Origin of the sequence: Nonomuraea sp. NPDC000554 (genome assembly GCF_040300065.1) — a bacterium.
Taxonomy (GTDB): Bacteria; Actinomycetota; Actinomycetes; order Streptosporangiales; family Streptosporangiaceae; genus Nonomuraea.
On record NZ_JBEPDC010000002.1, the window covers coordinates 351421 to 370542 of the forward strand.

The 19122-nt window shown below is 70.6% G+C and carries 18 protein-coding genes; 8 read left to right on the plus strand and 10 right to left on the minus strand.

Going from position 1 to position 19122, the window contains the following annotated elements:
• Positions 1-25 precede the first annotated feature (25 nt).
• On the plus strand, positions 26-883 hold the full coding sequence (locus ABT294_RS05555; protein WP_350803767.1) for a MurR/RpiR family transcriptional regulator: 858 nt from the start codon (positions 26-28) through the stop codon (positions 881-883).
• Positions 884-894: 11 nt separating this feature from the next.
• On the opposite strand, the gene ABT294_RS05560 is transcribed toward ABT294_RS05555, so the two are convergent.
• Positions 895-1740 (minus strand): bifunctional methylenetetrahydrofolate dehydrogenase/methenyltetrahydrofolate cyclohydrolase, encoded by an 846-nt coding sequence (locus ABT294_RS05560; RefSeq protein ID WP_350803768.1) that lies wholly within the window; start codon positions 1738-1740, stop codon positions 895-897.
• A 179-nt stretch (positions 1741-1919) separates the two neighbouring features.
• On the opposite strand from ABT294_RS05560, the gene ABT294_RS05565 reads away from it, so the two are divergent.
• A complete protein-coding gene (locus tag ABT294_RS05565) occupies positions 1920-2837 on the plus strand; it encodes an ROK family protein (protein WP_350803769.1) in 918 nt (305 codons plus the stop codon).
• Here ABT294_RS05565 and ABT294_RS05570 read toward each other — a convergent pair.
• The 3 genes from ABT294_RS05570 to purN all read right to left on the minus strand — a co-directional run bounded on the left by ABT294_RS05570 (position 2813) and on the right by purN (position 5280).
• Positions 2813-2995, minus strand: coding sequence for a hypothetical protein (locus ABT294_RS05570; RefSeq protein ID WP_350803771.1), 183 nt, complete (start codon positions 2993-2995; stop codon positions 2813-2815). The genes ABT294_RS05565 and ABT294_RS05570 overlap by 25 nt on opposite strands.
• A gap of 117 nt (positions 2996-3112) precedes the next feature.
• Entirely contained in the window at positions 3113-4657 is a 1545-nt protein-coding gene (gene purH, locus ABT294_RS05575) for a bifunctional phosphoribosylaminoimidazolecarboxamide formyltransferase/IMP cyclohydrolase (protein WP_350803772.1), read from the minus strand.
• A 14-nt stretch (positions 4658-4671) separates the two neighbouring features.
• Entirely contained in the window at positions 4672-5280 is a 609-nt protein-coding gene (purN, locus tag ABT294_RS05580) for a phosphoribosylglycinamide formyltransferase (protein WP_350803773.1), read from the minus strand.
• A gap of 78 nt (positions 5281-5358) precedes the next feature.
• Here purN and ABT294_RS05585 point away from each other — a divergent pair, with 78 nt between their 5' ends.
• Both ABT294_RS05585 and ABT294_RS05590 read left to right on the plus strand, forming a co-directional pair.
• Entirely contained in the window at positions 5359-5778 is a 420-nt protein-coding gene (locus ABT294_RS05585) for a hypothetical protein (RefSeq protein WP_350803775.1), read from the plus strand.
• 125 nt (positions 5779-5903) lie between these two features.
• Positions 5904-6089, plus strand: coding sequence for a hypothetical protein (locus ABT294_RS05590; protein ID WP_350803778.1), 186 nt, complete (start codon positions 5904-5906; stop codon positions 6087-6089).
• Positions 6090-6136: 47 nt separating this feature from the next.
• Here ABT294_RS05590 and ABT294_RS05595 read toward each other — a convergent pair whose 3' ends face one another.
• From ABT294_RS05595 to sucC, 4 genes are all read right to left on the minus strand, one after another.
• Positions 6137-7201 (minus strand): trypsin-like serine peptidase, encoded by a 1065-nt coding sequence (locus ABT294_RS05595; protein ID WP_350803780.1) that lies wholly within the window; start codon positions 7199-7201, stop codon positions 6137-6139.
• A gap of 139 nt (positions 7202-7340) precedes the next feature.
• Entirely contained in the window at positions 7341-8969 is a 1629-nt protein-coding gene (locus tag ABT294_RS05600; protein WP_350803781.1) for a cell division protein PerM, read from the minus strand.
• A 226-nt stretch (positions 8970-9195) separates the two neighbouring features.
• Complete coding sequence (gene sucD, locus ABT294_RS05605; RefSeq protein ID WP_350803782.1) at positions 9196-10071, minus strand: succinate--CoA ligase subunit alpha; 876 nt, start codon at positions 10069-10071, stop codon at positions 9196-9198.
• A gap of 3 nt (positions 10072-10074) precedes the next feature.
• Positions 10075-11256, minus strand: coding sequence for an ADP-forming succinate--CoA ligase subunit beta (sucC, locus tag ABT294_RS05610; RefSeq protein ID WP_350803783.1), 1182 nt, complete (start codon positions 11254-11256; stop codon positions 10075-10077).
• 314 nt (positions 11257-11570) lie between these two features.
• On the opposite strand from sucC, the gene ABT294_RS05615 reads away from it, so the two are divergent.
• From ABT294_RS05615 to ABT294_RS05625, 3 genes are all read left to right on the plus strand, one after another.
• The gene (locus tag ABT294_RS05615) at positions 11571-12497 is read left to right on the plus strand and encodes a hypothetical protein (RefSeq protein WP_350803786.1); all 927 of its coding nucleotides are present in this window, start codon (positions 11571-11573) and stop codon (positions 12495-12497) included.
• Between the two features lie 152 nt (positions 12498-12649).
• Complete coding sequence (locus tag ABT294_RS05620; RefSeq protein WP_350803788.1) at positions 12650-13528, plus strand: hypothetical protein; 879 nt, start codon at positions 12650-12652, stop codon at positions 13526-13528.
• Positions 13529-13748: 220 nt separating this feature from the next.
• Positions 13749-14768: a L,D-transpeptidase gene (locus ABT294_RS05625; RefSeq protein WP_350803789.1), complete on the plus strand. Its 1020-nt coding sequence runs from the start codon at positions 13749-13751 to the stop codon at positions 14766-14768.
• 39 nt (positions 14769-14807) lie between these two features.
• Here the strand turns inward: ABT294_RS05625 and pcrA are convergent, their stop codons facing one another.
• Positions 14808-17057 carry a DNA helicase PcrA gene (gene pcrA / locus ABT294_RS05630; RefSeq protein WP_502911964.1) on the minus strand — a complete coding sequence of 750 codons (2250 nt, stop codon included), beginning with the start codon at positions 17055-17057 and terminating at the stop codon, positions 14808-14810.
• Between the two features lie 94 nt (positions 17058-17151).
• On the opposite strand from pcrA, the gene ABT294_RS05635 reads away from it, so the two are divergent.
• A complete protein-coding gene (locus ABT294_RS05635; RefSeq protein ID WP_350803790.1) occupies positions 17152-17871 on the plus strand; it encodes a PIG-L deacetylase family protein in 720 nt (239 codons plus the stop codon).
• Positions 17872-17903: 32 nt separating this feature from the next.
• On the opposite strand, the gene ABT294_RS05640 is transcribed toward ABT294_RS05635, so the two are convergent.
• On the minus strand, positions 17904-18878 hold the full coding sequence (locus ABT294_RS05640; RefSeq protein WP_350803791.1) for a CPBP family intramembrane glutamic endopeptidase: 975 nt from the start codon (positions 18876-18878) through the stop codon (positions 17904-17906).
• Positions 18879-19122 lie beyond the last annotated feature (244 nt).

The following is a 19122-nucleotide window of genomic DNA, read 5'->3' on the forward strand; positions in this document are numbered from 1 at the left end:
TCGGGCGCTGGAAGCGGGGGCCAGGATGAGCGAGTTCGCCAGCCCCGTCGCGGCGGTGCGGGCGGTGCTGCCGTCCCTCACCCCCGCGGCGCAGGCCATCGCCCGCATCATCCTGGACGACCCCGGCCTGGTCGTGCGGAGCACCATCACCGAGTTCAGCGCGGTGTCCGGGACGAGCGAGGCGACGATCGTGCGCACCGCCCGCGCGCTCGGCTTCGCCGGGTACTCGCAGATGCGCTTCGCCCTGGCCGCCGCGGTGGCCAAGGAGCCCGAGCGGCTGGTGCCCGGCGACCTCGGCCCGGACGACCCGCTCACGGACGTGATCGCCAAGGTGGCGCGGGCCGAGTCGGAGGCGCTGGCCGACACGGCCGCGCAGTTCGACCCCGACCGGCTCGGCGAGGTCGTCTCGGCCATCGCGGACGCCCGCAGGGTGGACGTGTACGGCGTCGCCGCGTCCGGCCTGGTGGCCGCGGACATGTCGCAGAAGCTGCTGCGGATCGGCCTGTCCAGCCACCCGTTCAGCGACGCCCATCTGGCGCTGACCAGCGCGGCCCTGCTCAGGAGCGGCGACGTGGTGGTGGCGATCAGCTGCAGCGGCGAGACGCCGGACGTCCTGGTGCCGTCACGGACGGCCGCGGAGGCGGGGGCGCTGGTGGTGGCGATCACCAACAACCCGCGCTCGTCGCTGGCTGAGCTGGCCGATCACACGCTCGTGTCGGCGGGCCGGGAGACCGCGTTCCGTCCAGGGGCGTTGGCCAGCCGGATCAGCCAGCTCCTGATCGTCGACTGCATCTTCGTCGGCCTGGCGCAGCGCACCTACGACCGGGCCGACGCCGCCATCCGCGCCACCAGGGACGCCACCGACCGCTACCGGCTCCGCTAGCTGGGGGCGCGTCAGAGGCGTTCCGCGGCCTCGACCACGTTCGACAGCAGGAGGGCCCGGGTCATCGGGCCGACGCCGCCGGGGTTGGGGGTGAGGAAGCCCGCGACCTCCGCCACGTCGGGGGCTACGTCGCCGGCGATCTTGCCGTCGACCCTGGAGACGCCCACGTCGAGCACGGCCGCGCCCGGCTTGACCATGTCGCGGGTGATCAGCCCGGGCACGCCCGCCGCCGCCACCACGATGTCGGCCAGGCGGACGTGCTCGGCGAGGTTCTGGGTGCCGGTGTGGCAGAGGGTCACGGTGGCGTTCTCGCTGCGCCGGGTCAGCAGGAGGCCGAGCGAGCGGCCCACGGTGATGCCGCGCCCGACGACGGCGACGTCGGCGCCCTTGATCGGCACGCCGTACTCCTGCAGGAGCAGCACGATCCCGTGCGGCGTGCAGGGCAGCGGCGCCTCGACCATGTGGACGAGGCGGCCCAGGTTGACCGGGTGCAGGCCGTCGGCGTCCTTGGCCGGGTCCATCCGCTCCAGCAGGGCCATCGTGTCGAGGTGCTTGGGCAGCGGGAGCTGGACGATGTAGCCGGTGCACTCCGGCGAGGCGTTGAGCTCGTCGATGGCCGCCTCGACCTCCTGCTGGGTGGCGGTCTCGGGGAGGTCGACGCGGATGGAGGCGATGCCGACCTCGGCGCAGTCGCGGTGCTTGCCCGCGACGTAGATCTGGCTGCCGGGGTCGTCGCCGACCAGCACGGTGCCCAGGCCGGGCGTGATGCCTCGGGCCTTGAGCGCGGCCACCCTGGTCGCGAGGTCTGCCTTGATCTTTGCGGCGGTCGCCTTGCCGTCGAGTTTCACTGCGCTCATGTCTCGCAATCCTCGCATGCCTTCCTCCGGTACGTGCACGCGCGGTCCCATTGACATCGTTGTCATTGATCTTGGAAGGCAATAGTGTGGCGCTCGCCCGGCTCGCGCGTTCACGGAGGTCTCGTTGCCACTCGAACCTGGCGGCCCCCGCCGGCCCGACAACCCCCACGAGCACTGAGATGACCTGCGTACTCGCCATCGACATCGGAGGAACCAAGCTCGCCGCCGCACTGGTGGACGAGGCCGGTTCCGTCGCGCGTTCCGCCACCCGGCCGACCCCGCGGGCGGACGTGATGTCCGCGCTGGCCGCGCTCGTCGAGGAGGTGACCGGCGACGGCCCAGCGCCCGGGGCTGTGGGCATCGGCTGCGCCGGGCCGCTGGACCTGGAGGCGGGCACCGTGAGCCCGGTGAACATGCCGAGCTGGCGCGGCTTCCCCCTGCGCGAGGAGGTGCGGAAGCTGACCGGCCTGCCGGTGGTGCTCGCGGGCGACGCGCAGTGCATGGCCCTGGGAGAGCACTGGCTCGGCTCGGGCCGGGGCAGCGCGGCGCTGCTGGGCATCGTGGTGTCCACCGGGATCGGCGGCGGGCTGGTGATCGACGGCGTCCCGCTGCTCGGCCGTAGCGGAAATGCCGGACATGTCGGTCACATGACCGTGGACCCGTACGGAGAGCGCTGCGAGTGCGGCGGACGCGGCTGCGTCGAACGCTACTCCAGTGGCCCGAATCTGACCCGCTGGGCCCTCGCCAACGGCTGGCAGGCCCCCGACGGGGAGCCCGCGGACGCCAGGGCGCTCGCCCGCGACGCCGCGGCGGGCGAGGAGGTCGCGGTGGCGGCGTTCGAGCGGGGCGCGAGGGCGCTCGCCGCGATGATCGCGTCGACGGCGGCGGCGACGGAGGTGTCGACGGTCGTCATCGGCGGCGGCGTCTCGGCGGCCGGGCCCGTCCTGTTCGACCCGCTGGCGCGGGCGCTGGACGACATCGGCGGGCTGCCGTTCGTCAGGGCCGTCCAGGTGAAGCCGACCACGCTCGGGGTGCGGGCCGGGCTCGCCGGGGCGGCCAAGCTGGCCTGGGACTACTCCCGCTCGGCAGCGGCCTGAGCGCGCCGCTCCAGGATGCGGCGGGTGAACGGGATGAACTCGACCGCCCGCGCGCCGAGATAGGCGCCGATGAACGCGAGCACCACGAGCATGAAGGGGCTCGTGGCGATGCCGTTCAGGGTCACGAACGCGTGCAGGGCGGGATCGAGCAGTGCCATGGCGAGGACTCCGGGGGAAGCGGACGGCAGGGCACACAGGCTAACCGGACTCCGAGGATGCTCGCCGCGCTTCCGTACAAGGGCGACACGACGCGCGTGCCGCCCCTGTGGGCGTCCCTAGTGGAAGAAGTGCCGCGCGCCGGTGAAGTAGAGCGTGACGCCCGCCTTCTCCACCGCGTCGATGACCTCCTGGTCGCGGACGGACCCGCCCGGCTCCACGATGGCCTTCACGCCCGCCTCGATCAGCACCTCCGGCCCGTCGGGGAACGGGAAGAACGCGTCGGACGCCGCCACCGAGCCCGCCGCCCGCTCCCCCGCCCGCGCGACCGCGAGCCGGCAGGAGTCGACCCGGTTGACCTGCCCCATGCCGACGCCCACGGTCGCCCTGTCGGACGCCAGCAGGATCGCGTTGGACTTCACCGACCGGCACGCCCGCCAGGCGAAGACGAGGTCGGCGAGCATCTCGGGGGAGGCGGGCTCGCCGGCCTTGAGCTGCCAGCGGTCGGGCGAGTCGCCCACCGCGTCGATCCGGTCGACCGTCTGCAGCAGCAGCCCGCCGTCGATCCTGCGGAACTCGGCCGCCTCCGCCGGCGGCGTCGGGCAACGCAGCAGCCGCAGGTTCTTCTTGCCGGTGAGCACCTCCAGCGCCTCGTCGCTGTAGGAGGGGGCCACCACGACCTCGGTGAACACGCCGGCGATCTGCCGGGCCAGCTCACCGGTGACCTCGCCGTTGACCGCGATCACGCCGCCGTACGCCGACACCGGGTCGGACGCGTGCGCCTTGCGGTGCGCCTCGGCCAGATCGGCGCCGACCGCGATGCCGCACGGGTTCTGGTGCTTGATGATCGCCACGCACGGGTCGGTGAAGTCCCAGGCGGCCCGCCAGGCCGCGTCGGAGTCGAGGTAGTTGTTGTACGACATGTCCTTGCCGTGCAGCTGCTCGGCCTCGGCGAGCCCGCCCTGCCCGTTGGTGTAGAGGGCGGCCGCCTGGTGCGGGTTCTCGCCGTAACGCAGCACCGCCTTGCGGGTGCGCGCCGCCCCGAGGAACGCGGGCCAGCCGGTGTCGTCCTTGGCGTACGTGCTGGAGAACCAGGACGCCACCGCGACGTCGTACGCGGCGGTGTGGGCGTAGGCGATGCCGGCCAGCCGCTTGCGCTCGGCCTGCGTGAACCCGCCCTCGCCGAGCGCGGACAGCACGTCGCCGTAGAAGCGGGGATCGACCACGACCGCGCAGGTCGCGTGGTTCTTGGCGGCGCCGCGGATCATCGCGGGCCCGCCGATGTCGATCTGCTCGACGCACTCGGCGTCGGTCGCACCGGACGCCACCGTCTCCTGGAACGGGTAGAGGTTGACCACCACGAGCTGGAACGGGTCGATCTCCAGCTCGTCCAGCTGGGCCACGTGGTGCGGCTTGGTGAGGTCGGCGAGCAGCCCGGCGTGGACGCGCGGGTGCAGCGTCTTGACCCGCCCGTCGAGGCACTCCGGGAACCCGGTGAGCTGTTCGACCTTCGTCACGGGGATCCCGTGGGACGCGATCGCGGCGGCCGTGCCACCGGTCGAGACGATCTCCACGCCCGCACTGTCGAGGGCCCTGGCCAGCTCCTCGAGCCCGGTCTTGTCGTACACCGCGATCAGCGCGCGCCGGATGGCGATGCGTGTCACGTGATCCTCCTGATTCAGTTGCCAATGCGGACGGTTCGTCCGCTGACCGTCCAGCCCTCTCGGACCATCCGGCCGACGATCTCGACGAGCAGGCGGCGCTCGACGGTCTTGATGCGCTCGTGCAGGGTGTGCTCGTCGTCGTCGGGCAGGACGGCGACCGCCTCCTGCGCGATGATCGGCCCGGTGTCGACCCCCGCGTCGGCCAGCATCACCGTGCAGCCGGTGACCTTGACCCCGTGGGCGAGCGCGTCGCGCACCCCGTGCGCACCGGGAAACGAGGGCAGCAGGGCGGGATGGGTGTTGACGACGGGGAAGTTCTTCAGCGTCGGAGCGCCGAGAATCTTCATGAACCCCGCGGAGACCACCAGGTCGGGCTCGTACGCGGCGATCCGCTCGGCGATCGCGACATCCCATTGGCTTCGGGACGCGTAGTCGCCCATCCTTTCCACAAAAGTTGGCACATCAGCCCGCGAGGCCCTCGCCAGCCCTTCAATGCCGTCCCTGTCGGCGCCGACAGCAACCACACTGGCTCCGTACGCCGGGTCGGCCGAAGCGTCCAGAAGGGCCTGTAGGTTGGTTCCAGAGCCGGAGACGAGGACGACGAGCCGCCCAGCCTTTGACACGCGAACTCCCAAGGTGAAACCGGGGGTGAGGCTGCCAGCGTATCTGCTCCCTCGGTCCGGCGAGGCAGAGGAGGTCAGGTGTCGACACCGGTGCAGGCGCCGGCAGGCCCGCAGCCCGCTGATTCCGCGGGCCGCCGAGCGATCTGGTTGTCCGTCGCAGCGCTGGCCATGACGTTCATGCTGCCACTGGCCGGGCTGGTCATGGCGGGGTTCGCGCTGATGGCGGGGGTTCGCGCGCTGCCCGTGCTGAAGGACGCGGGCCGCTCCACGGGCATGGCCGTGGGCGGCATCGTCGTCTCCTCGGTCGCGCTCGCACTGTCCGCGATGGCCACGGCGCTCCAGCTCTACCTGATGGACGAGTACTCGGCCTACCAGGAGTGCATGAAGGGCGCGGGCACGGTCTCGTCGCAGGGCGAGTGCTTCGCCCAGTTCAGGGAGGCCGCGCAGCGCAAGCTCCCCGCCGACGTGCTGCAACTGCTGGGGGCGGTGCAGCCCTAGCGGCGCCGTCCCGCTGGGCGGGCGCGCGCTTGAGCGCCGTTCTTGAGCGGGCGCGCGCTTGAGCGCCGTTCTTGAGCGGGCGCGCAGGCCGGGCGTCGCCGGGCGCCTGGCGTAGCATGGGGGGCATGAGCAGGAGGGCCGTCACCGCGTTGGTGATCGCCGCTGCCCTCGTCCTGGCGGGAGCGGCCGTCGCGGTCGCGCGCAGCGCCGGCCCCGACGAGGCGGCCACGGGCGTGCGCAGCACCCGCTCGCCGCAGGAGATCTCGTCCTACTGGACTCCGCAGCGGATGAACGAGGCCACCCCGGGCTGACGGCGGGAAGGCGAGGAGCGTACGGCCCCTCGCCCGTGCGGCCCGCGCTAGTGCGCGGTCACGTCGTTGTAGACGTTGATGGCGCCGTCGCCGTGGTTGGGCGACCGGTAGACGATGCTGGTCGGGTTACCGTTCGCGTCGACGTCACGGTGGCTGTTGGCCCCGACGATGTAGCCCCAGCCCCGGCTCACCTGGAGGTCCTCCAGCCAGGGGCCGCCGCTGGAACCGTGGAACATGTCGTTGCTCATGTTCATGCGGTCGTCGGAAGCGCTGTTCCGCCAGGTGCTGCCGGTGCAGTACCACAGGTTGTTGCCGGTGAAGTCGGTGCGGTTGAAGCCGTCCTGCGGGTAGCCGAAGGCGTAGACGTTGGGGAAGACCTGGCCGGAGCCGAACTTGTAGCCCTGCGACCCCAGCCAGTCCTGCAGATTGCCGCGCAGCGGCTGCGGGTTGAAGGCGATGGCCGCGATGTCGTAGCTCCAGTTGTGGTCGTTGTACCAGCCGAGCGTGGTGTTCGCGTACCGCCACGTCCACCGGCCCTGGGGCTCCTGGCCGTTGTCGGTGTCGGGGACGAAGATGAAGTCGCTGAACCAGTTCGCGGCGCCGCCACCGCCCGCGTGCACGCAGTGGCCGGACGTCCAGACGGTGTTCCGGTTGCCCGCGTTGATCACGCTGCCCGAGCAGTAGCCGGGGGTGCCGTCGTTGCGTCGGTAGTAGATCTTGCCGATGGTGCGGGCGGGCATGTTCCCCTGGCCGTACCAGCGCTCGGCGTGCGAGCCGACACGCGCCGACACGGACCTCGCGCCGGTACGCGCGATCTTCCGCTGCGGCAGCGTGCCCTGCACCGTACGGCCCGGCAGGACGTTGCTGGGCTGGGTCTGCTGCGTCGCGACCGTGACCGCCGGGATCGGCTCCGGCGTGGCCGCGCGCATGCGCCTCTTGGTCCAGTAACCGAGGATCCTCTTCGCGGGGGTGTTCCTCACCCCCTGCGCCGACGAGCTGGGGGACGTCTCCGCGGTGGCGGAGGTCTGCCCGTTGGCGGTCGCGCTCATCCCCGAGACGGCCAGCAACGCCGCGCAGACGACGACTGCGGCTTGTCTTGAGCGTGCGCTCATGAACTCTCCTTCGCTGAAGGTGACTTGGCGAGCCCACCCAGCATGGGCGTGAGGCGAAGTCGCGAAGGAGGACACGAGCGGGCCGCGACAGTTCTTCGAGGAATGTTGGGACGGGATTGCCGTTCGCCGGCGAAGATCCCTAGTCGCGGTCCCAGGCGTAGGGGTCGAGGTAGATGACCTTGCCGCCTCTGTCGTCGGACTCGTCCACGATGTCCTTGCGCGGCGGGCGCGGCTGCTCGGCAGGACGCGGACGCGCCTGCAAGAGGGTCTCGGCCTCGGCGGAGGCGTGCTCGTCCTGCCAGTCGTCGCGGATGACCGGGATCGGCTGGGTTTCCGCCTCGGTGGCGTCCATCCAGTGACCGGGCAGCGGGCGGGCATCGGCCTCGGCCAGCCCCACCTTGCTGGCGGCCTTGGCGATCGCGGCCCCCGCCTTCCGCACCGGCGCCGCGGCCTTGTCGAGCGGGGCCCGCGCCTTCATGTTCAACAGCAGCAGGTTGGCCACACCGGCCGAGATGCCCGCGGCGACTCCCACTTCCAGCCCCACCGAGAGCGCGACCTCCCACGGCGACGGACCCATGGCGGTGAGCCGTCCGCCGCCGATCGGACCGCCCGACAGCGCCGCCAGCAGCGCCGCCACCAGCCCCGTCGAGATGCCGGTGAAGAACCCCCACAGCGGCGCGACCTCGTACGCGGGCGACGGCGAGATCCTGGCGACCACCACGCCCGCCACGGCGCCCGCCGCGAACGGCAGCGCGATCACCGCCATCATCCAGGCCGGCGCGGGACCGCTGTCAGGCAGCGCGCCGAACAGCGGCAGCATGGGCACCGTGCCGAGCTGCACGCCCGTCGGCGCGACCAGGGTGCCGCCGCCGAGCGCGAACCCCGGGCCCGCGATGTAGGACGACGCCCAGACGACCACGTTCGGCAGGTACAGCGCCTGCATCAGGAACAGCAGCGCCCCGCCCACGACCCCCGGCGAGAGCATGCCGGTCAGCTCGCTCACCTGCCCGAAGTTGAGCACGACGGCGACCAGGACCAGCGCCAGCCCCGCTGCCAGCAGGATCGCCGTGGCGACGGCCGTGCCGACGGCCAGCGCCCGCACCCGCTCCGGCAGCAGCCGCAGCATCGCCCGCCACGGCCCGATCGTCCGCGCGGTGGCCAGCACCCCGGCCACGAACGCCAGCGTGAAGTGGCTGAGCAGCGCCTCACCCAGGAACGGCTGGGTGACATCGTTCTTGGCGACGAGCGCGATCAGCCCCGCGAGCAGCGCGTACGGGGCCGCCAGCGACACCCCCGCCTGCACCACCAGCACGAGCTGCGCCCGCCGCCGGGCGTTGGCCACCTCGCGCGGGCTGTCCTTCGGCAGCCGGGCAGGCAGCCGAAGCCGCAGGTCGGCGTCGCGGGCCATCCACCGGCCCGCCTTGTACAGCAGCACCGCGGGCAGCACCATCAACCCGAGCGGCAGCAGCCCGACCCGGCCGCCCGGATACGCGAACCCCGCATGGTGGGCGGCCAGCCAGAGCTGCGCCGCCGTCCTGAAGACGCCGGGCAGGCCCGCCCCCAGAGCGCCTCGGGGGGCGGCCATCCATCCCACGATCGTCACCGTGGTCAGCACGGCCAGGCCCGCGCCCAGCGTGCAGGCGGCGGCCAGCATCCCGGACACGGGCAGCGGCCGCCGCGCCTCGTCGTCGTCGCCGCCCGAGACCCCGGGGAGCCTGCCGAGTACGGAACGGGGGGCGGCCCGGAGCTGGTCGAGAAGCGCGGTCACAGTTGGCGATTTTCTCAAGTTTTCTCGACGCCCGTGGAGTTGACGCGCCGCACACCGCCGGGTTTGTAGGCGACTATCCCGTTCAAGATTCTTTACCGCCGCCCCACTCCCGGCTTACCCCGCCCCGCGGGGAGGCCTCATGAGTCCCGGAAAAGGGAAGGCCCCGCGCGGCGGCCCCCCTGGAAGCGGGGAGCGCGGCCGGGCGAGGCCGTCCGGGTGCGAGTGGTCAGCGCGACTGCATGATCTCGCGCATCAGGCGCGCCGTCTCCGACGGGGTCTTGCCGACCCGGACGCCCACCTTCTCCAGGGCCTCCTTCTTGGCCTGCGCCGTGCCCGCCGAGCCCGACACGATGGCGCCGGCGTGCCCCATGGTCTTGCCCTCGGGGGCGGTGAAGCCCGCGACGTAGGCGACCACCGGCTTGGTGACGTGCTGCTCGATGTAGGCCGCCGCACGCTCCTCGGCGTCGCCGCCGATCTCGCCGATCATGACGATCGCGTCGGTGCCCGGGTCGTCCTGGAACGCCTGGAGGGCGTCGATGTGCGTGGTGCCGATGACGGGGTCGCCACCGATGCCGACCGCGGTCGAGAACCCGAAGTCGCGCAGCTCGTACATGAGCTGGTACGTCAGGGTGCCGGACTTGGAGACGAGCCCGATGCGCCCGGCGGTGGTGATGTCGGCCGGGATGATGCCCGCGTTGGACGCCCCGGGCGAGGCGATGCCGGGGCAGTTCGGCCCGATGATCCGGGTCTTGTTGCCCTTCTCCACCGCGTACGCCCAGAACGCGGTCGAGTCGTGGACCGGCACGCCCTCGGTGATGACCACGCAGAGCGGCATCTCCGCGTCGATGGCCTCCTTGACGGCGTCCTTGGTGAAGGCCGGGGGCACGAAGACGACGGACACGTCGGCGCCCGTCTGCTCCATGGCCTCCTTGACGGTGCCGAACACCGGCAGGCCCTCGTGCGTGGTGCCCGCCTTGCGGGCGTTCACGCCGCCCACCACGCGGGCGCCGGACGCGAGCATGCGGCGGGTGTGCTTGGTGCCCTCACCGCCGGTCATACCCTGAACGATGATCTTGCTGTTCTCGGTCAGCCAGATAGCCATGGGTCACACACCTACCGCAGCGAGCTCGGCGGCACGCTTGGCCGCGTCGTCCATCGTGTCTACCAGCTCGACGCGCGGGAGCGCGGCGTCGGCCAGGATCTGCCGCCCGAGCAGGGCGTTGTTGCCGTCGAGGCGCACCACCAGCGGGTGGGTGACGGCCTCGCCGCGGCTTTCGAGCAGCTTGAACGCCGCGACGATGCCGTTGGCCACGGCGTCGCAGGCGGTGATGCCGCCGAAGACGTTCACGAAGATCGACTTCACGCTGGGGTCGGAGAGGATGATCTCCAGGCCGGCGGCCATGACCTCGGCGGACGCGCCGCCGCCGATGTCGAGGAAGTTCGCCGGGGACGGCTTGCCGGGCAGCCCCTCGCCCGCGTAGGCCACGACGTCCAGGGTGGACATGACCAGGCCCGCGCCGTTGCCGATGATGCCGACGTCGCCGTCGAGCTTGACGTAGTTGAGGTCCTTCTCCTTGGCCTTGGCCTCGAGCGGGTCCTCGGCCGCCTTGTCGGCGTAGGACTCGTGCTCCTTCTGACGGAAGGAGGCGTTGTCGTCGAGGGTGACCTTGCCGTCGAGGGCCTTCACCTGGCCGTCAGCCGACAGGATCATCGGGTTGACCTCGACCAGCGTGGCGTCCTCGTCGACGAAGCAGCACCACAGCTTCTCGATGAGCTCGGCGGCGCCGTCGAGCGCCTTCTCGGGCAGCCCGCCCGCCGCCGCGATCTCGCGCGCCCTGGCGCGGTCGACGCCGTTCAGCGCCGAGACCGGCACCTTGGCGACCTTCTCCGGCGCGCTGTGGGCGACCTCTTCGATGTCCATGCCGCCGGCGGCGGAGCAGATCGCGAGGAAGGTACGGTTCGCGCGGTCGAGCAGGAAGGAGAAGTAGTACTCCTCCGCGATCGCGCTGGCCTCCTCCACGAGCACCTTGTGGACCGTGTGGCCCTTGATGTCCATGCCGAGGATGGCCTCGGCCTTCTGGACGGCGTCGGCGGCGTCGTCGGCCACCTTCACGCCGCCCGCCTTGCCACGCCCACCGGTCTTCACCTGGGCCTTGACGACGACGCGGCCCGTCAGCTCCTCTGCGGCCGCGCGCACCCCCTCAACGGTGTTGGCAACGATGCCGCGAGGCACCGGGATGCCGTAGTCCGCGAAGAGCTCCTTCGCCTGATGTTCGAACAGGTCCACGAGGGTCCGTCCTTGCTTCTCCGACTGATGTTCGACGGCCCGGGCCACCCCGTGCGTGCCGGGCGTTTCCGCCAGTGAAGCCTAGCCCCAAGCTTGACCTGCCCTGGTCATCGGGTCGGAGATATCCCGTTATGTGACGGTGATCTCACCCTCTTCGCACGCGGGGCACGAGTTTCGTGGAACGCGACACGCTCGTGATCTTGGCTTGGCAGAATCCCTTTCGCCTCGTCCTGAATCCAGGGCAGAGCCAGCGTGCGGCACACGCCGCGATTCCCCCGGGGCCAGCACCCGGGTTCTCCCCGCAAGGAGCTTCGATGAAGCGAATTCTCGCCGGCCTGGCGCTGACCACGGCCGCCGCACTCGTCACGGCCGGACCTGCCCAGGCGGCACCGGCGGCCTCGGCCGACCCGGTCAAGGCGCTGAAGAAGCAGTTCGTCGCCGGTCAGGGCGTCAAGCTGACCTCGACCACGACGAGCAGGATCGGCCGCGAGCAGTACGCGGGCGACCTCAAGGAGGGCGTGATCGCCTTCGACGCCAACGGCGTCGCCGGAGCCCAGGTCACCCGCACCCCGGCCCTCAGCCCCGAGATGCGCAAGCGGCTGGAGAAGCTCGCCGAGAAGAACAACGACATCGGCGACACCGCTCAGCTCCTCACCGAGCGCATCTACCTGGTCAGCGCGGGCAACAGGCTCTACGCCAACGGCGGCCTGATCTCCTCACTGCTCCCCGACGGCAAGCTCTGGGTCGGCTGGCCCGGCACCCCCATCTCCGCGGCGGGCGCCGACCAGATCATCAACGTCTTCGAGCCGGACACGCTCAAGACCCTGCTGGCCACGGCCAAGGGCAAGACCAAGGGCAAGAGCGGCGACCAGTACCGCGGCTCGATCACGTTCGCTCAGCTGTACAAGCTCTCCCCCGACTTCCGCAAGCTGACCGGCGCGAAGCCCACCGGCACGTCGGCGAAGGACGCCATCTCCTGGCGTCTCACGCTGGACGCGCAGAAGCTGGTCAAACGGATCGCCATCTCGTGGAGCACGAAGGTCACGAAGAAGATCACGCTCAACGTCTCGACCGAGACCCGCTACAGCGACTGGGGCAGCGCGATCACCGTGACCGCCCCGCCCGCCGAGCAGGTCGTGGACTTCAAGGACCTGGCCAAGAAGGGCCTGAAGCCGCCGTCCACGATCGACAGGGACTACGTCAGCGTTCCGCCGGACGACGAGGGCAACACCATCCCGTAACGCCCAATTAAGACCGGAAATCTCGCCGGGCGGATCCTGTTGCACGAAATATCCACAACTATCGCGCAGGAAATTTCACACAGCGAGATTCTTTCGTGATCTTTTGTTGCCAAGATCTTCTGGCTCCCCCTTCTACAAAAGAGGAAAACCGCATGAAGCGTATGCTCGCCGGCCTGGCATTAGCCTCGGCCGCTACGGTCATTGCCGCGGGCCCGGCGCAGGCCGCACCCGCCGCAGCGCCGAAGAACCCGGTCACGGCTGTGCAGAAGCAGCTCGTCCCCGGCACGGGGATGAAGTGGACCGAGCGCACCACCCTGACGTCGAACAACATGCGCGACGTCTTCGTCCGGCGTTCCGGCACGGTGCAGTTCAGCAAGATCGGTGTCGCGGCGTCCGACACCACCGGCAAGCTCAACCTCAAGGCGAGCGACTTCCCCGAGGACGCGCCGGAGCTCCTCGTCGCCATGACGAAGCCGGAACACACGATCAAGATCGGCAACACGTCGTACCTGTCCGGCAACATCTGGGCGACGATGCTGCCCGAGGGCAAGACCTGGTTCAAGGTGTCCAGGGGCCCGGTCGGCGGCCTCACCGGCCTCTACGGCCAGCTCGTGAACATCGGCGAGCCGGCCACGCTGAAGACGCTGTTCAAGGGCGCCAAGCCGACGGCCGGCGGCTACGCCGGCAAGCTCACGTTCGGCGACCTGAAGCGGGTCTCGCCGTCGTTCCGCTCCAGCATGGGCTTCATCTCGACCAGCGCCAAGCAGCTCAAGAGCGAGATCAGCTGGCGGCTGGACGTCGACGCCAAGGGCCTGCCCACGAGGCTGGTCACCACCTACCCGATGTCCGCTCTGGCGGGCAGCTCGGCCAAGGGCACGACCCTCAGCGTCGACACCCGCTACAGCGGCTGGGGCGCGAAGGTCGAGATCAAGGCTCCGTCGGCGGACGAGGTCACGACCGAGCTCAAGGACGGAAACGACGAGGCTCCGGACAGCATCGAGCTGCCGTTCGGCGTGAGCGTCGCGAAGTAGGGCCCGCACTCACCGGGTAACCGTGGCCGCCACCTCCGTGGTGGCCACATCTCCGGCCAAGGCCGCGCCCGAGAGCCGGCCTTGGCTTGATCGGCAAATCCGGCGGCCCTCCGGATGGGACTTCGAGCAGTTACAAGATCGTTACATTGGTACGCCGTCATATGGCGCGTTTTATTTGTCTATCTAGGTGAACGCGTACATATCTCAGGAGTAACCCCTCATGTCCCTCCCCCGGATGCTGCTGGCACTGGCCGCCACGGTCACCGTGGCGGCCTGCTCGGCCGACGGCCCCCCGGCTCCACGCGCCGCCTCGGCCCCCGTGGCCCCCGTGGCCCACGCGGCCCACGCCGCAGGCTCCGCGCCCAAGGCCGCCACGCCGAGCGCCACGCCGAGCACCGCGCCGAAGAAGGCCAAGCTCGACATCGCCGACATCACCCCGATGGGGGAAGAGAAGGAGAAGGTCGGGGTCGGCTTCCCGATCATCGTCACCTTCGACCGTGACGTCCAGGACAAGGCGGCCGTCGAGGGCCTGTTCCAGGTCCAGGCCGACAAGCCGAGCGACGGCGCCTGGCGCTGGGTCTCCGCCCGGAAGGTCATCTACCGGACCAAGACCTACTGGCGTCCGCACCAGAACGTCCTGTTCACCGCCCGCCTCAGCCAGCTGCCCGGCAACCAGGCCGCCAAGGACGTCACCCGCCGCTTCGCGGTCGGCGCGGCCAACATCTCGGTGGTCGACACGCGCAGGCACGTGATGAAGGTCCGCAGGGACGGCAAGCTGGTCAAGTCCATCCCGATCAGCGCGGGCCGCGGCGGCCTGGTCAAGAACGGCGTGGACGTCTACCTCACCACCAGCGGTGTCCACCTGACGATGGGCAAGAAGCCGGTGGAGGTCATGACGTCCTCCTGGATGGGCGTCACGGACCCGAAGGACCCGCGCTACTACAAGGAGCGCATCCCGTGGGCCGTGCGGATCTCCGACAGCGGTGAGTACGTCCACCAGAGCGCGGGCTACTACCAGTACCTCGGCCGCTCCAACCAGAGCCACGGGTGCGTCCGCGCCACCCCGGCCGGCGCCAAGTGGTTCTACACGATCGCCCAGCGCGGCGACGTCGTCAAGATCACCGGCACCAAGCGCCAGCTCGACTGGCGCAACGGCTGGAGCTACTGGCAGCTCAACTGGACCGAGTGGAAGAAGGGCAGCGCCCTCAACGGCGCCAAGACCCAGCCCGTCGAGGACTGACCTTGCTGTGCTCCTCGGGACTCGCCCCGAGGAGCACCGTCAGAGCTTCTCCAGGGGGGCGTAGGCGAGCAGGAGGGTCTTCTCGCCGCCGCTGCCGAAGTCGATCTTGACCTTGGTCTTCTCCGCCACCCCGTCGACCGACACCACCGTGCCCAGGCCGAACGCGTCGTGCGTGACCCGGTCGCCGGGCGCCAGGGACGGAACCGTGCGGCCGCTCTTCTTGGGCGCCGCCGCGGGGGCGGGCTCGCGCCGGGTGGCCGCGCTCCACGCCGACTTCTCCGGATCGGTGCGCCAGTCGACCAGCGAGCTCGGCACCTCGTTCACGAAGCGCGACGCCGGGTTGAACGACGGCGCACCCCACGAACTGCGCACGGCCGCCCTGGTGAGGTAGAGCCGCTGCTGCGCCCTGGTGATGCCGACGTAGGCCAGGCGGCGCTCCTCCTCCAGCTCCTTCGGCTCGCTCAGCGACCGGACGTGCGGGAAGACGCCGTCCTCCATCGCGGTCAGGAACACCACCGGGAACTCCAGGCCCTTGGCGGTGTGCAGGGTCATCAGCGTGACCACGCCCTGGCCGCCGTCGGACTCGGGGATCTGGTCGGCGTCGGCCACCAGTGACACCTGCTCCAGGAACTCCACCAGCGTGCCCTCGGGGTTGGCCTCCTCGAACTCGGACGCCACCGAGATCAGCTCGTTGAGGTTCTCCAGGCGCGACTCGTCCTGCGGATCCTCCGACGCCTCCAGCTCGGCGCGGTAGCCGGTGGCCACCAGCACCTCCTCCGCCAGCGCCGACGGCGGCATGCCCGCCGCCTTCTCGATCAGCTCCTCGACCAGCGCGACGAACTCGCGCACGGCGTTGAGCGAGCGGGTGGCCATGCCGTACGCCTCGTCGGCCCTGCGCAACGCGTCCCAGAAGGAGATGCGCTCGCGGGACGAGAGCGCCTCGACCATCGCCTCGGCCCGGTCGCCGATGCCGCGTTTGGGGACGTTCAGGATGCGCCGCAGCGACACCACGTCGGCCGGGTTGGCCAGCACCCGCAGGTAGGCCAGCAGGTCCTTGACCTCCTTGCGCTCGTAGAAGCGCACGCCCCCGACCACCTTGTACGGCAGCCCGGTGCGGATGAAGATCTCCTCGAAGACGCGGGAGGCGGCGTTCGTGCGGTAGAAGACCGCGACGTCGCCGGGCCTGACGCCTTCCTCGTCGCCGAGCCGGTCGACCTCCTGTGCGACGAACATGGCCTCGTCGTGCTCGTTGTCGGCCACGTAACCGACGATCTTCGGACCGTCGCCCTGGTCGGACCAGAGGTTCTTCGGCTTGCGCGACTCGTTGCGCGCGATGACCGAGTTGGCCGCCGCCAGGATGTTCTGCGTCGAACGGTAGTTCTGCTCCAGCAGGATCGTGCGCGCGTCGGGGTAGTCGCGCTCGAACTCCAGGATGTTGCGGATGGTCGCGCCCCGGAAGGCGTAGATCGACTGGTCGGCGTCGCCCACCACGCACAGCTCGGACTGGTCGGCGCCGGAACGCACCAGATCGCCGTCGTCCGTACGCAGCTCAGGACGGCCCACCAGCTCTCTGACCAGGATGTACTGGGCGTGGTTGGTGTCCTGGTACTCGTCGACCATGACGTGCCGGAAGCGCATCCGGTAGTGCTCGGCCACCTCGGGGAAGAGCTGGAACAACGTCACCGTGTTCATGATGATGTCGTCGAAGTCCATGGCGCCGGCCTCGGTGAGCTTGAGCTGGTAGCTCTTGTACGCCTCGGCCAGCACCTTCTCCAGGTGGGAGCCCGCCTTGCCCATGGCGGTCTCGTAGTCGATCAGCTCGTTCTTGAAGTTGCTGACCTGCGCCGAGAACGACCTGGGCGGGTAGCGCTTCGGGTCGAGATCCATCTCGCGGCAGACCATCGCCATGAGCCGCTGCGAGTCGGCCTGGTCGTAGATCGAGAAGCTGGACGGGAAGCCGAGCCGCTTCGCCTCGCGCCGCAGGATGCGCATGCAGGCGCTGTGGAACGTCATCACCCACATCGCCTTCGAGCGCGGGCCGACCAGCTTGTCGATGCGCTCCTTCATCTCGCGCGCGGCCTTGTTGGTGAACGTGATCGCCAGGATCTCACCCGGGTGGACGTTCCGCTCGGCCAGCAGGTACGCGATGCGATGGGTGAGCACCCTGGTCTTGCCGGAGCCCGCCCCCGCCACGATCAGCAGCGGACTGCCGTGATGGATCACGGCCTCGCGCTGTTGCGGGTTGAGACCGTCGAGCAAGGGATGGTCAACAGAGACTTCGGTCGGCACTGTCCTAGGTTAAGACTCCCCACCGACAATCGGCGCCCGGAATGCCCTTCAGGGCAAGCTGGTTGTCCAGGGGAGCAGATCAGAAAGGACGAACATGCTGACGGAAAGCGAGATCAACCGGGTGCTGCTGGTGACCGCGCATCCCGACGACGCCGACTTCAGCGCCGCCGGGACGGTCGCACTCTTCGTCGACCGGGGCGTCCAGGTCACCTACCTCCTGGTCACGGACGGCGACGCGGGCGGCAACGAACGGACACTCGACAATTCGGGCATGGCCGAGCTGCGCAGGGCCGAGCAGACGGCGGCGGCCAAGGCCGTGGGCGTCACGGACGTCCGCTTCCTCGGCTACTCCGACGGCCGCGTGGTGCCGTCGCTGGACCTCAGGCGCGACATCGCCAGGGTCATCCGCCAGGTGCGTCCCGACCTGGTGATCACCCACCACCCCGACCGCAACTACCAGTTCATCGCCCCCAGCCACCCCGACCACCGCGCAGTGGGCGGCTCCACCCTCGACGCCGTCTACCCCGACGCCCGCAACCCCTACGCCTTCCCCGAACTGGCCAAGGACGAGGGCCTGGAGGCGTGGACCGTCCGCGAGGTCTGGCTGACCGGCGGCTCGACCCCCGACCACTGGGTGGACATCACCGACGCGATCGACCGCAAGCTGACGGCCCTCCAGTCGCACGTCAGCCAGGTGTCGCACGTCGAGGGCTTCGCGGACTTCATCAGGTCCCGTTTCGCCAGCTGGGCCGAGCGGGCCGGGTTCGGCGAGGGCCGCTACGCGGAGGGCTTCCAGGTCGTCCCGACCGCCTGACCACCTGGTTCGGCTTACTCGGCTTACTCGGCTTACGAGTCCGATGCTCTGACCGGCTGAGCGTGCGCGTCCCGCGCGCGCTTCCCGGCGAGGCGGGCGAACAGGTAGCCGAGGGAGTTCGTGGACAGGTGCAGCATCGTCGGCGCCAGCAGGCCGGCTCGGCGGCGGAGCTCGCAGAAGAACACCCCCGCCGCCGCTGTCGACACCACGCTCCCCACCACAACGCGCGCCGTCTCGAGCCGCGAGGCCGCCTCCCCCGCCCCGGCCTCCACTACCGCCACCTGAGCCATGTCTGGCTGCATGGGCGCCTCACCCGCCACCGCGTGGGCCGTATCCGGCCGCGTGGGCACCTCACCCGCCACCGCGTGGGCCGTGTCCGGCTGCCCAGACGCCTCACCGGCCTCCACCGGAGCCGTGCCCGGCTGCCCGGAAGTTGCTTCCCCCACTACTCGCGCCGTGCCGGGGCGTCCGGCTGCCCGCACCGCGTCGAGCTGCCCTGGTGCCTCCCCCGCCGCCAGCGCGCCGAAAGCGGGGTTGGCGCGGGCCATGTCGATGGCGGGCAGGATGTGCCAGAGCCCGAACAGCGCCGACGACACCGCCGTCGCCGTCGCCGTGCCGTGGGTACGGCGGAGCATGCCGTACAGGGCTCCCCTGAAGCCCACCTCCTCCAGCAGCACCGTCCCGACCGGCACCTGGAGCAGGGCCTCCTCCAGGACGCGCGCCCGCGTCAGCGACAACGCCCGCTCATCGTGGAAGAACTCCCGCGTACGCGGGATCGCGACCCCGGCCGTGTAGACGGCGGCTACCCCGGCGGCCAACACCCCGCCGACCGCCGCCCCCCGGCGCCCCCGGTCGAACCCCAACTCCCGCCACGACACCCCGTCCCTGCGAGCCATCGCCACCAGCACCGCCGTGGCGACGGCCGAGGTCAGGGGCGCGAGCCGCGGCGCGACCCGGTTGTTCAGCACGTTGGCCGCGGCCAGCACGGCGATCGAGGGAAGCAGCACCCCTGCAGGCTACGTCCCGCGCCGACGCCTCCCGCACCAAGTGCGACGGTTCAGGGCGACCCGACCGGGCACAGCACTTCAGGCGCCGCAACACGCAAACGACGGCGCGCTCAGGCGCCGCACCTCCGTCCCCGATGCACGCGCCTGAACGGCCTCGCCGGCGAGGCCCCATCTCGGGGCCGGCGCCCCATCTCGGGTCGGCCTTCTCCGCAGCTCCAGCAGAGACAGCCAGTCAACCAACATC